The 12,827-nt window shown below is 35.6% G+C and carries 12 protein-coding genes (1 of these 12 running past the window's edge); 8 read left to right on the top strand and 4 right to left on the bottom strand.

Annotated features, from left to right (window positions below):
- Positions 1-29 precede the first annotated feature (29 nt).
- The 4 genes from gerLA to BGI23_RS28265 are packed head-to-tail and all read left to right on the top strand — an operon-like array spanning position 30 to position 3,932.
- A complete protein-coding gene (gene gerLA, locus BGI23_RS03655; RefSeq protein ID WP_157441017.1) occupies positions 30-1,508 on the top strand; it encodes a spore germination protein GerLA in 1,479 nt (492 codons plus the stop codon).
- Positions 1,509-2,633 carry a spore germination protein GerLB gene (gerLB, locus tag BGI23_RS03660; RefSeq protein ID WP_070805249.1) on the top strand — a complete coding sequence of 375 codons (1,125 nt, stop codon included), beginning with the start codon at positions 1,509-1,511 and terminating at the stop codon, positions 2,631-2,633. It abuts the gene before it with no gap.
- On the top strand, positions 2,617-3,783 hold the full coding sequence (locus BGI23_RS03665) for a Ger(x)C family spore germination protein (protein WP_070805250.1): 1,167 nt from the start codon (positions 2,617-2,619) through the stop codon (positions 3,781-3,783). The genes gerLB and BGI23_RS03665 overlap by 17 nt, the downstream gene beginning before the upstream one ends.
- An 11-nt stretch (positions 3,784-3,794) precedes the next feature.
- Positions 3,795-3,932, top strand: coding sequence for a hypothetical protein (locus BGI23_RS28265; protein WP_070805251.1), 138 nt, complete (start codon positions 3,795-3,797; stop codon positions 3,930-3,932).
- Between the two features lie 62 nt (positions 3,933-3,994).
- On the opposite strand, the gene BGI23_RS03675 is transcribed toward BGI23_RS28265, so the two are convergent.
- Genes BGI23_RS03675 through BGI23_RS03685 form a run of 3 tightly spaced genes read right to left on the bottom strand, consistent with a single transcriptional unit; the run spans position 3,995 to position 6,349 of the window.
- Entirely contained in the window at positions 3,995-5,395 is a 1,401-nt protein-coding gene (locus BGI23_RS03675) for a nucleoside recognition domain-containing protein (protein ID WP_000443601.1), read from the bottom strand.
- Entirely contained in the window at positions 5,373-6,095 is a 723-nt protein-coding gene (locus BGI23_RS03680; RefSeq protein WP_000033860.1) for a FeoB small GTPase domain-containing protein, read from the bottom strand. Before BGI23_RS03680 ends, BGI23_RS03675 begins: the two co-directional genes overlap by 23 nt.
- Positions 6,092-6,349 carry a FeoA family protein gene (locus tag BGI23_RS03685; protein ID WP_000252986.1) on the bottom strand — a complete coding sequence of 86 codons (258 nt, stop codon included), beginning with the start codon at positions 6,347-6,349 and terminating at the stop codon, positions 6,092-6,094. The genes BGI23_RS03680 and BGI23_RS03685 overlap by 4 nt, the downstream gene beginning before the upstream one ends.
- A gap of 512 nt (positions 6,350-6,861) precedes the next feature.
- Between BGI23_RS03685 and BGI23_RS03690 the strand changes: the two genes are divergently transcribed.
- The 4 genes from BGI23_RS03690 to BGI23_RS03705 all read left to right on the top strand — a co-directional run bounded on the left by BGI23_RS03690 (position 6,862) and on the right by BGI23_RS03705 (position 10,355).
- Complete coding sequence (locus tag BGI23_RS03690; protein ID WP_000245119.1) at positions 6,862-7,761, top strand: phosphate ABC transporter substrate-binding protein PstS; 900 nt, start codon at positions 6,862-6,864, stop codon at positions 7,759-7,761.
- A 70-nt stretch (positions 7,762-7,831) separates the two neighbouring features.
- Positions 7,832-8,722 carry a phosphate ABC transporter permease subunit PstC gene (pstC, locus tag BGI23_RS03695; protein WP_000676680.1) on the top strand — a complete coding sequence of 297 codons (891 nt, stop codon included), beginning with the start codon at positions 7,832-7,834 and terminating at the stop codon, positions 8,720-8,722.
- A 2-nt stretch (positions 8,723-8,724) separates the two neighbouring features.
- Complete coding sequence (gene pstA, locus BGI23_RS03700; RefSeq protein ID WP_000994142.1) at positions 8,725-9,645, top strand: phosphate ABC transporter permease PstA; 921 nt, start codon at positions 8,725-8,727, stop codon at positions 9,643-9,645.
- 185 nt (positions 9,646-9,830) lie between these two features.
- A complete protein-coding gene (locus BGI23_RS03705) occupies positions 9,831-10,355 on the top strand; it encodes a P-loop nucleotide/nucleoside kinase family protein (protein ID WP_070805252.1) in 525 nt (174 codons plus the stop codon).
- 43 nt (positions 10,356-10,398) lie between these two features.
- Here BGI23_RS03705 and BGI23_RS03710 read toward each other — a convergent pair whose 3' ends face one another.
- On the bottom strand, positions 10,399-12,827 hold the 3' portion of the coding sequence (locus BGI23_RS03710; protein WP_070805253.1) for an efflux RND transporter permease subunit. The gene runs 616 nt beyond the window's last position; only the last 2,429 of its 3,045 coding nucleotides appear in the window; its start codon lies beyond the right edge, outside the window; it ends in the stop codon at positions 10,399-10,401.

Consider the following 12,827-nt stretch of genomic DNA (forward strand, 5'->3'; position numbering starts at 1 on the left):
AACTAAAAACTTGTTGAAAAGGAAGTTAGGTGGGGGACTTGTTAGAGTTAAAAGGTAACTTGTTTGAAGTTATGGAAGAAATTAGGGGTGAATTAGGTTCGCCTAATGATTTAACAATTAGGGAAGTTGTCCTTGCTGGTAGTTTTACACGTTGTGCTGTTGTCTTTTTATGTGGGTTAACAGATAAGGATAATGTTTATAAATATGTAGTTCGTACGCTTCAATATGAAGAGATACAAAAAGACGAAGCTGTTGTTCGAACATTATTAGATCGCTTTATTTCTATTGCAGAAGTTGGTAAGAAGACAACATTTCCGGATATTATAAATGCGATTTTAGCGGGAGATACAGTTATATTAATTGATAATATTCAAACTGCTATCGTGATTAATAGTAGAGCTTGGGAAAAAAGAAGTTTAGAACCGCCAGTAACAGAAGATTTAATACGTGGACCGAGGATAGGATTAAATGAAGATATTAACGTGAATAAAATGTTAATTCGCCGTAGTTTACGTGACCCAAAGCTGAGATTTCAATCTTATATTATGGGAAAGAGATCCCAAAAAGAAGTGACTTTAGTATATATAGAAGACATTATTAATCCTTACATTGTAAAAGAGCTAGATCGGCGTCTTCAATCCATAGTGACAGATGTTGTTTTTGAGACGGGTACAATTGAGCAATTAATTCAAGATAATAATTTGTCGCCGTTTCCGCAGTTTTTGAATACGGAAAGGCCTGATAATATTGTGGCCTCATTAGCGAAAGGAAAGGCAGCTATTTTGGTGGATGGATCCCCGTTTGCGCTTATAGCTCCGCTAGTATTTGTCGATATTTTTCAATCTGTGGAAGATCATTATGAGCGTTGGGTAATAGGGACTTTATTAAGAATTTTGCGGATGGGTTCTGGTATAGTTGCAATTTTAATGCCGGCGATGTATGTAGCGCTCGTCTCATATCACCAAGGACTTATTCCTTCTAAATTGGCTTATTCGATTGCTGGAGCAAGAGAAGGTGTTCCTTTTCCTGCCTATATTGAAACGTTAATGATGGCATTAACGATGGAGTTAATACGAGAAGCAGGAATTAGGTTGCCGAAACCGATGGGACAAACAATTGGGATTGTAGGTGGTCTTGTAATTGGAGAGGCAGCGGTGAATGCAGGAATTGTAAATCCATTTTTAGTTATCATTATTGCGGTTACAGCTATTGCTACATTTTCACTTCCGGTGTATAGCATCACAATTACGTTTCGAATTTTACTTTTCGTCTTTGTATTAGCAGCGACTGCTTTTGGATTGTATGGAATTATTTTAGCGCTTATTGCTCTTGCGGTTCATATTACAAATTTGAAGAGTGTTGGTATTCCTTATACAACACCTATAGCTCCAGCTTTTTATAAAGATTGGAAAGAAGAGCTTATTCGTTTGCCAAAATCAATGTTGAAAGAGAGACCGGAATATTTACAAACGAAGGATTCTACAATACGTCCAAAGGAGCGAGAATAATTGAAACCATTTGAGTATGGCGATGAAGAGATTGGATCTCGGGAAATTGGGTTTGCGGTATCTTCGACCATTATTGGTATAGGAGCATTGTCTATGCCGAGAGATATCGCTAACCAAACCTTATTTTCGGACGGTTGGATTATTTTGCTTTTGGGTGGATTGGTGTGTGCAGTTTTAGGTTGGTTTGTAACGAGGATAGCTATTTTATTCCCGAAACAAAATTTTGTTCAATATACGAGTGCGCATTTGACAAAGCCTGTTGCATACACGATTAGTAGCATTTTAGTATTAACGTTTGCTGCGTTGACAGCATATGAATCGCGAATGATTTCAGTTATTTCTCAAACGTATTTGTTTAGTGATACACCAATACAACTACTGTCTTTCTTCTTCTTATTAGTTGTTATTTATGGAATAGCAGGATCTAGAGCAGCTTTATTAAGGTTAAATGTTCTATTTTTACCTATTGTTTTAATTGCGATCGTGCTTCTTTCTTTATTGAATATAAATTTAATGGAAATAAATAATTTACTACCAGCCTTTCAAACGAAAGTGAGTCAATATGCTGTTGGAGTTAAAAATTCTATTTTTACGTTTATTGGATTTGAAGTAGCTCTGTTTTATGCTGTGTTGCTGAATGATAAGACAGCAAAAAAAGCACCAATGGCAGTTGCAAAAGCGGTGATAGTAAATGTGCTGTCGTACATTTTAATTTATTTAACTTGTATTAGTGTTTTTACGTATATGACAACCCGTGGATTAACATATCCAACAATTGAACTAGGGAAAGAAATTGAAATTGGTGGAGGCTTTTTAGAAAGATTTGATGCGATTTTTTTCACTACTTGGATTATTACTATTTATAACACTACAGCCATGTATTATGATGTCGCATCTTTATTATTTTGTGCTATGTTTCCGAAAGTGAAGAAACATATTTTCATTTTTGTAAGTGCCCCGATTATTTTTATGGTGAATATGATACCTAGTAGTTTGAAGGAATTGTCAAATTACGGAACTTATTTAGCTTGGATAGATATGGGGTTTGTCGTGTTAGCACCTTTGTTAGTTTTTATTGTATATAAAATAAAAAGAAGGAATGGTAGAAATGAAACACCTTCTTAAAGTTATAATGTTTATGGTTTTAGTTGGATCTATCAGTGGGTGCTCTGAGCTAGAAGAAATAGAAGAAAGAGGATTTGTAGTAGGTGCAGCCTATGATATCGTGAAAAAAAAGAAATCGAATCCGATTATGAAAGGGACGTATCAGATGGTACTTCCCAGTAAGCTAGCGCAACAAGGGGGACAAGGTGGTGGAGATAGTGAAAATTATATTAATGTGAGTGCGAAAGCAGATAGTGTCTTTGAGCAAATCCGAATTATTGCTAAAAAAATTAGTCGAACATTATTTTTTCCGCATATACAAGTGATTATTTTTTCGGAAGAATTACTGGCGAATCCGTATGTTTTGCAAAATACGTTAGATGTATATATTCGCGATCATGAAATGAGAAGAAATATTCGTTTGTTTGTTTCGAAGAAGAATGCTGAAGCTATTTTAAAACAGAGTGCAAAACCTGAAAATTTACCGGCACAGTATATTGATATGTTAGCTGAACATCCTCCGAAAAATGCCCAAATGATTGAGGCTGCAAGAATTGGTGAGGTTCAGGAAAAGATGATCGCGAGCCGAAGTTTCGTATTACCTATTCTTGAATTAACAAAGCAAGGTGTACAAATGAACGGGGCAGCGTTGTTTCGTGGGAAAGATAATAAGTGTGTAGGTAGTTTGAATGGGGAAGAAACATTAGGAATGAATTATATAATAGGTAAAAAAATTGGAGGTTTTTTTACCATCCGCAAAAAGAATCAACTTATTACATATGAAATTCATAAGTTGCGTCGGAAAATTAAAGTATCTACAACGAATGTTACAAAACCAAAGTTTAATATTCACTTATTCTTGGAAGGTACAATAGCTGAGTTACACTTTAGCGATTATAAAAAGGTCTTGAATGAAAAACGTTTAGAGAAGGATATTTCGAAGGAAATGGAGACGCGTATCCGAAAATCCATTCAGCTTGTTCAAAAAAAATATAAGGTAGATGTATTAGAATTAGGGGAAGTATATAAGCGGCATAATTATAAAGAATGGAAGAAGATAGATAAGAATTGGGATCAAGGTGAAAATTACTTTAGTAATGTTGAGGTTACTGTTCATGTTCATCCAACAATTGAACATTCCGGTTCAGCTTTACCAAAAAGAGTAAAGTAAGGTGATGGAAGGTGTTTACTGGATTAGGGGTTAGTTGCACAGTATTAATGGCAGTTCTTCCGGGAGCTGTATACTACATTCATAAAAAAATTACAACGTATGGAGCGCAGCCTTGGAATACTGATATACAAAAAAAGAAACCTGAATAATTTCAGGTTTCTTTCGCACAAAGCATATGTGAAGGGGGATACCTTCTATGTATGCTTTGTTTTTATACAAGCCCTAACCAATGTACCAATTGTGTAGAGAGGAATGTCACAACAATTGCGATAACGGTAGGGATTGCAAACGATAAGAATGTCCATTTTGCACTTTTTGTTTCTTTATATATGTTAACCAGTGTCGTTCCACATGGGAAATGAAGAAGTGAGAACAACATTGTGTTTAACGCTGTTAACCAAGTCCAACCATTTTCTAAGAATAAATTTTTAATTTGATTAAAATCATCTATTTCAGTTAAAGCTCCGGTTGATAAGTAAGACATTAATAAAATCGGGATAACAATTTCATTCGCTGGTAGTCCAAGAATGAAAGCAGCTAGAATAAAGCCGTCAAGTCCTAACATTTTAGCAAATGGATCTAGAAAATTTACAAAATACATAAGTAAGCTTGTGTCACCGATGAAAATATTAGCTAGTAACCAAGTTAATGCAGCCGCAGGGGCAGCTACAACAACAGCTCGTTTTAAAACATAAACTGATTTATCGAGTGTTGCGCGTACAATTGTATTCCAAACCTTTGGCTTACGGTACGGCGGTAACTCAAGTGTGTAGTGAGTTGGAACGCCTTTTAAAGCTGTTTTTGATAGTACCCAAGAAACAGTTAATGTCATAACGATACCAATTACAACCATTCCAACTACAACGCCCGCAGTAACAAGTGTTTGCATACTACCTGTATAACCAGCAGCCATAAATAATGAGGCCATTAAAATTAACATAGGCCAGCGACCGTTACAAGGTACGAAGTTATTTGTTAAGATTGCAAGCATACGTTCACGTGGTGATTCAATAATACGTGTTGACATAATAGCTGCAGCGTTACAACCAAAGCCCATTGCCATTGTTAAAGATTGTTTACCGTGTGCACCAGAGCGTTTGAATAAGCGGTCCATATTAAACGCAACGCGTGGTAAGTATCCATAGTTTTCTAATAGTGCGAACATAGGGAAAAAGATGGCCATAGGTGGTAACATAACGCTAATAACAGCGCCGATACCACGGAATAAACCAAGTATTAAAATGCCATGTAACCATTCAGGTGCGTGTGCTGCTTGGAACCAAGAAGTTAAATATCCTTCGGCCCATCCGAAAAACTCAGCAATCATATCAGATGGTACGTTAGCACCAGCGATTGTAAGATAAAAAATGATAGATAAAATACCGAGCATAATTGGGAATCCCCATATTGGAGATGTGAAAATTTTATCTAGTTTTTCAGAACGATATAATTTATCCGTATTTGTATATTGAACAGATTCTTTACAGATGCTTGCAGATGTTCGATAAATATCTCCGACAATATCATCTCGTATATCTTCTTTTGAAAGTGTTTGAGCGTGTTGAATAATATAGTCTAATGGAAGAGCTTTACTGGCTGAGTGAGATTCCATTGATTACGACCTCCCTTACAAGTGGTTCGTTATGATGTTTTTCAAGTGCAGTTAAGAAATTTTTATCTCCATCTAATATACGTAATGCAATCCAACGTGCTGGATACGTATCACCGAATACTTTATAAATTTGTGGTTCTAATTCTCGAATCATATTTTCGATTTTTTCACTATAAGTAACTTTAATTGGTGCTGGAATTAGCTTTTTATTTGCTACTTTAGCAATGACATTTAGTAAATGACCGATGCCTACTCGGTTACGAGCGGAAATCTTAACTACAGGTACACCAAGTGATTTTGCTAATTTTTTTTCATCGATAACGATGCCTTTTTTCTCAGCTTCATCAATTAAGTTAATACAAATGACTACGTTACTCGTCATTTCCATCACTTGAAGTGCTAAATTTAAATTTCTTTCCATTGCTGTTGCATCTACAACAACTACAGTTACTTCTGGTTTTTCAAATATAATATAATCCCTTGCTACTTCTTCATCCGCAGAATTTGAATATAGTGAGTAAGTCCCAGGTAAATCTATTAATGTATATTTACTACCGTTATGTTCATATTCTCCTTCAGCTTTTAAAACAGTTTTTCCCGTCCAGTTTCCAGTATGTTGTTTTAAACCTGTTAAAGTATTAAATAATGTACTTTTCCCGGTATTTGGGTTGCCAGCTAAAGCGATGCGATGTTTGCTCATCTGAAATCATCTCCTATTAATACCCCGAAAATAAGGGAACTTTCTTCCTTGCGTAGTGCGATAGTTGTGTTGCTTACTTGATAAGCGACCGGATCTCCAAGTGGGCTGCGTTGTAATACTTTAATTGTTGCGCCTGGGATAAATCCTAAATCTAATAAACGTCGTTTCATAGTTCCTTCTAATTGTATCTTCTCAATTTGTACAAACTCTCCAGTCTTAAATTCGGAAAGTGGTTTTTTATTAGCCGATACCATAAAAGTTACCTCATCTCTATATTGTTAGTTTAAGTTTAAAAAGTTTCCTTAGGTAAACTTTTTGTTAGTAATATAGTAGACTACATTGGATGATGCTGTCAATTGGTACTTTAAAAATATTCATTTATTTTTAGAATTGTTCCAATTTATTTAGTTGTACTAAAAAATATTACTGAAATTCTGTGTAATGTACATAAATTAGGCGCGTAAAAGTAACAAAATACAACGGAATTGTAAATGTAACTTTAACTAAAAGGGAAAAAGAGCGAAAAACATTTACATTTAATTTACATTGTTAAGAGTAAATTTACATTACAGCTTAATTAGTGTGGATTTTGTTGGGTTCTTTAACTATAAATGTTGGGATTCCTAGTTTTTAAGGATTATTATCGTCATTTACTTAAAATTAAAAATTGCTTAACACTCACATAATATTATTGTCCTACAATGAATTTGTGTTCGAAAGAAGTAGATAAATGTGAAAAGTGATAATCCAAATGGGGGTACAAGACATGGTCATGAAAAAGGGTATTAAATTTTCTTTAGCAGCTTTAGTGGTAGCGGGTTCATTAGTGGGATGTGGAAAAGCAGAAGAGACATCAGGTAAAGATGCTAAAGGAAGCGATAATGCAAAACAAGAATTGTCAGGTACGATAGCAGCTGCAGGCTCTACAGCACTTCAACCTCTTGCAGAGGAAGCTGGAAAGAAATTTATGGAGAAAAATTCAAACGTTTCTATTCAAGTGCAAGGTGGCGGTAGTGGAACTGGAATTAACCAAGTAGCTTCTGGTGCGGTCCAAATTGGTAACTCAGATGTTCCATCTGCAGATAAAATAAAAGATGCTGATAAGGCGAAAGAATTAGTAGATAACAAGGTAGCGGGTATTGCATTCGCACTTGTCGTAAATAAAGATGTAAAAGTTGATAATTTAACAGTACAACAAGTACAAGATATCTTCACTGGAAAAGTAACAAACTGGAAAGAGGTAGGCGGGAAAGATGAAAAAATTAACGTAATCAATCGTCCAGCTTCTTCTGGTACACGTGCTACATTTGAAAAAACAATTATGAAAGACGCGAAAATTAATGATGGAACTGGTACTACACAAGATTCTAACGGTGCAGTAGAACAAGCGATTAACTCTACTCCAGGTTCAGTAAGTTATTTAGCAATGTCTTACATGGTTGGCGAGAAAAAAGGTGCGCTACAAACAGTGAAAATTGATGGTGCTGAACCAAAAGTTGAAAACATTGCGTCTGGTAAATATCCATTCTGGTCTTACGAGTACATGGTAACGAAAGGTGAGGCAAAAGAAGCAACAAAAGCTTACATTGACTATGTAAAAGGTAAAGATTTTGAAAAGCAAGTAGAAGATATGGGTTATATTCCAATGTCTAAATTAAATAAGTAATAAAATTTATGGGGCTGGCTGCAAGGCCAGTCCTGTTCATTTCAATTTATGAAGTGGGGTCTGTCCTGTGATGAAGGGGAAAAAACAAATTAATTACGTGAAAAGTGAATATATAGGAAGATCACTTGTTACGTTTTGTGGTATTTTTATTGTTTTAGTTACATTAGCTATTATTGCATTTATTTGCGGTAAAGGAATTCAATCATTTACGCAAAGTGGTATCTCGTTTACTGAAATGTTAACATCGACAAAATGGAGCCCAAATGCTGATGAGGGAACTTTCGGGGCTGTAATTTTTATTGTAGGTTCAACGGTGGTTTCGTTAGGTGCGGTTATTATTAGTGCGCCAATTGCTATAGCTCTTGCTATATTCATGAATTTAATTTCGCCGAAGTTTGGAAATAAAGTATTGAAGCCTGTTTTAGAATTATTAGTTGGTATTCCTTCGGTTGTATACGGATTATTAGGGGTTACAATTTTAGTACCGCTATTACGTGATTCGTTTGGAGGAGTGGGCTTTAGTTTAATTGCAGGTATTGTTGTATTAAGTATAATGATTTTGCCTACTATTGCTAGTATCGCTTCTGATGCAATACGCTCTGTTCCATTTGATTATTTAGAAGCTTCTTATGGTTTAGGATCAACGAAATGGCAAGCGATTAGCCGAGTGATTGTTCCTGCTGCGAAAAAGGGGATTTTAACAGGTATTGTTTTAGGTTTAGCGCGTGCTTTTGGTGAAGCATTAGCGGTTCAAATGGTAATTGGGAATACGGTTAAATTACCAGAAGGCATATATAGCCCGACAGCAACGTTAACTGGTATTTTGACAATGGACATGACAAATACATTAAACGGAACTGCTTGGAACAATGCGCTATGGACTTTAGCAATGATTTTACTTGTTATTTCATTCCTGTTTATTTTAGTGATTCGAGCAATTGGGCAAAGAGGTGAGCGATAATAATGAATGCAAGAACGGTAAATAAAGTTTGGACAGGTATCTTTTATGCGGTTGCGGCTTTAGTTGTAGCTTTACTAGTGTTCTTAGTGTTTGAGATTTTACAAAAGGGATGGGGTTTTTGGGATCCTAATTTCTTGTTTGGAGAACCAAGTAATACAAGAGCTGGTGGTGGGATTGGTCCGCAGTTATTCAATTCTTTCTATATGCTTGTTATAACGCTTATTATATCTATTCCTCTCGGATTAGGCGCTGGAATATATTTAGCAGAGTATGCAAAACAAGGACGTTTTTTAAACTTTGTTCGTTTATGTATTGAGACAATGGCATCTTTACCTTCTATTGTTGTTGGTTTATTCGGTTTGTTAGTGTTCGTTACAATGACAGGATGGGGATACACAGTAATGGGTGGTGCCCTTGCTTTAACAATTTTAAACTTGCCAGGTTTAACTCGTGTTTGTGAAAATGCGATTTCAGAGGTTCCTTCTAATGTGAAAGAGGCGAGTCTTGGATTAGGTGCAACAAAGTGGCAAACGATCACTCGTATTATTATTCCGTCGTCACTACCACAAATTATTACAGGTGTTATTTTAGCGGCAGGTCGTATATTTGGTGAAGCGGCGGCATTAATTTATACAGCGGGTTTAACATCTCCAATTTTAAATTCAGCAGCGGACTTCTCAAGTCCTGCTCATCCTTTAAACCCATTTAGACCAGCTGAAACGTTAGCGGTTCACATTTGGAAGTTAAATTCTGAAGGAATTATTCCGGATGCGAAGTTAATTGCGACAAAGTCTGCAGCTGTATTAATTATTATGGTATTGCTATTCAATGTTATTTCACGCTTAGTAGCATCTATATTGCACAAACGTTTTACAGGAGCGAAAAGAAAAAGTAAAACGACGAAGAAGGTAAAAGCGGCATAAGTTATAAAGAAGAACTCTCTATTTATAAGTAGGGGGTTCTTTTTGCGTTTTAATATAGAAGGAAAAGGTATAGCGATTGTTGAATTTGTAATTCGTTATATAGATAAAGTGAAATTTTAAACAGTGGGGTTTTACTGCTCACAAATAGTGGGATGAAAAGATGAAAATGAGGGAGTGGGTTTAATTTGTTTTTTCTGCAAATGTCAGGTTTTCCAGGATCGGGAAAATCTACAGTTTCTAAGTATATAGGGGAGTTAACAGGTGCTATAATTGTAGATCATGACGTTTTGAAATCAGCATTGTTAAGATCACTAGAAGTGAAAGGTATTGAATCAACGATTATTGGTGGACTTGCGTATGATGCTGAATGGGCATTGATTGATTCATATTTAGAACAAGGACATAGTGTGATATTGGATAGTCCATGTCTATATGAAGGGATGGTTGAAAAAGGAATTAAGCTGTCTAATAAACATGGTGTGAAATATAAATATATTGAGTGTTATCTGAATGATATGGAAGAGATTAATATGAGACTACAAACACGTAAGCGTCTGGTCAGTCAAATTGGAAAGGTAGAGTCGGAAGTAGCTTTTAAAAAGTGGTTAAATGGTAGTAAAAGACCTCTAAATAGTGAATATCTTATTGTGAATTCTAGTGAACCTCTAGAGCGGTATGCAGAAAAAATGATGGATTATATGAGTAGGTAGAGAAAAAGCGTTATCTTCATTCGTGAAGATAACGCTTTTTCGTTTAAATATCAGGTGTTTCTGTAGAAGTATTTATTTTTCTACGAGAGCGTCTTTTTCTCCCGATTTTATCTAATAGTTCATACATTACAGGAACGACTACTAATGTAAGGACAGTTGAGACTGCTAAACCGCCGATGACAACGACTGCCAAACTTTTCGATACCATACTTCCTGCTTGTGATTGACTAAATAGGAGTGGTAGCATAGCGACGATTGTTGTAATAGCTGTCATAATAATTGGGCGTAATCTAGTGGAACCTGCTTCAAGTAAGGCCTCTCTCGTTTCCATACCGTGTTCTCGGTTTTGTTGTACTCTTTCTATTAATACAATAGCGTTTGTAACGACAATCCCGATTAACATTAATGCGCCAATCAAGGAATTTACATCAACTGGTGTTCCTGAAATGATTAATCCTAAAATACCGCCGACAGCAGCTAATGGCAAGGAGAACAAGATTGCAAAAGGAGCACGCGCCTGCCCAAAGGTAATAACCATAATTAAATATACAATCCCGATTGCAATCCCCATAATCTTGAATAAATCTGTGAAGTTCTCTTGCATAGATTCAGTGGCGCCTGCGATATTTACTTTGGCTCCGCTAGGTAAATCTAAGTCGGCTATCGCTTTGTTCACTTCTGCGCTTACCTTACTTAAATTTTCATTTGAAGCTTCTGCGGTAATTTGAATGGTTTCTTTTCCATCTTTATGGAAGATTTCTGTTTGAAGTTGCTTTTCTGAAATAGTTGCAATGTCTTTTAAAGGAATTGGTCCATTAATAGGTGATAGTATGTTTGTGTTTAAAATGTCTTCTTGTTTAGTAATGCTTTCTTTTTTATGTTCTATCATAATAGTAGTTTTTTCGTTATTGATTGAAACTTCACCAATAGGTGATTTCTTCATAAGGAATGCTACTTGTTGAGCTGCTAATTCTGGTGTTAATCCTAGTTGTTCGGCCTTTGTTTGATCAACATGGATTTGCCATTCTTTCTTAGAGTCTTCTAAATTCGTTTTTACTTTAGAAAGATCATCCATATCTTTTAGTTTTGTTTCGACGATAGTAGCAGCCTCTTTTAAATTCGTTTCGTTAGTGGCTGTTACGTTGAATTGCAAATTATTGCCGCCGCCAGAGCTTGAATAACTCGTTTTTATATAATCAAGTTCAGCGGGTTCAAAAGCGTTATGTTCTTTTTTTAACTCTTTAATATATTGATCAATATCAGAGCCTTTCTTGAAGACTACAAATATACTGGCAAGATTATTTTTCGTCGTTTGCCCCCATTGTGCATCTTCTGCGCTAGATCCCATTCGTAAAATAACATCAGTTACATCTGAATTAGAAAGTAGCTTCTTTTCGAAATCAAAGGCTTTTTGTTTTTGTGTTTCAGGAGCGTAATCAGCTGGGAAAGTCATATTAATAGATAACATTGTGTCGTCTTCAGATTTTATATTCGCTTTCGGTAGTAATACATAGGCAGCAATCGATCCTGCGAATAATAAAAAAGAAGTAAGTAGAATAATGAATTTATGCGAAAGAGCCCACTTTAATGTAGCCACATATCGTGGTGAAGAACTTGGCTTTTTGTGTTTTGTTTTTTTGAGTAGTAAAAAAGCCATAAGTGGAACAACTGTTAGTGCAACGATTAAGGACGATAGTATAGAATATACGACCGCTAATACCATAGGTAACATTAATTTTCCGATTACTCCTGATACGAGGCCGATAGGTAAAAAAACAGCGACCGTTGTTAAGGTGGAAGAAGTAATTGCGACGGCGACCTCTTTCGTTGCATCGAGAATAATATCTTTAGAGAAAGATTCCTTTTGTAACCGGCGGAAAATATTCTCAATGACAACGATGCTATCATCGACGAGACGTCCAACTGCAACGGCTAAACCACCAAGTGTTAGAGTGTTAAGTGTGATGTTAGATTGGTGTAGTAAAAAGAGTGTTAATAAAATAGATAATGGAATACTGACAACAGCAATGAGTGTCGTTCGGAAGTTACGTAAAAAGATTAAGATAATTAGAGTTGCCGCAATTGCTCCAAGGATTACTTCTTTTCCCATACTAGTAACAGCATTTTCAACTTGCTCATGAGTTGATGCTAAAAGTTTAATAGAAAACTGATCTTTATATTGTTTACTTATATCTTTAATTTTTTTATCGATTTCTTTTCCAATTGCAACTGCATTTTTACTTGGCTCTTTCATGATGATTAATCCAGTGCCTTCTTCGCCGTTTATATGTGAGATTGTATCGTAGTGTTGTTTAAGTTCAATTTGAGAAACATCTTGTAATTTAACTTGAGGTGCAACAGTGATGTTTTTAATGTCATCTATATTTTTTATATCCCCGATGACACGAAGGTTATATTCTTCTTTATTAACGGTAACAGCTCCCACTGGAGTGGAAGTTTCTTTTCCTTGTA

Source organism: Bacillus sp. ABP14 (assembly GCF_001831375.1).
GTDB classification, from domain to species: domain Bacteria; phylum Bacillota; class Bacilli; order Bacillales; family Bacillaceae_G; genus Bacillus_A; species Bacillus_A paranthracis.

Bases quoted from the DNA above. Each gene is read 5' to 3' on its own strand.
- BGI23_RS03665 (WP_070805250.1), top strand. From the start codon at position 2,617: ATGAAACACCTTCTTAAAGTTATAATGTTTATGGTTTTAGTTGGATCT.
- BGI23_RS03675 (WP_000443601.1), bottom strand. From the start codon at position 5,395: ATGGAATCTCACTCAGCCAGTAAAGCTCTTCCATTAGACTATATTATT.
- BGI23_RS03680 (WP_000033860.1), bottom strand. From the start codon at position 6,095: ATGAGCAAACATCGCATCGCTTTAGCTGGCAACCCAAATACCGGGAAA.
- BGI23_RS03685 (WP_000252986.1), bottom strand. From the start codon at position 6,349: ATGGTATCGGCTAATAAAAAACCACTTTCCGAATTTAAGACTGGAGAG.
- BGI23_RS03690 (WP_000245119.1), top strand. From the start codon at position 6,862: ATGGTCATGAAAAAGGGTATTAAATTTTCTTTAGCAGCTTTAGTGGTA.
- pstC (WP_000676680.1), top strand. From the start codon at position 7,832: ATGAAGGGGAAAAAACAAATTAATTACGTGAAAAGTGAATATATAGGA.
- pstA (WP_000994142.1), top strand. From the start codon at position 8,725: ATGAATGCAAGAACGGTAAATAAAGTTTGGACAGGTATCTTTTATGCG.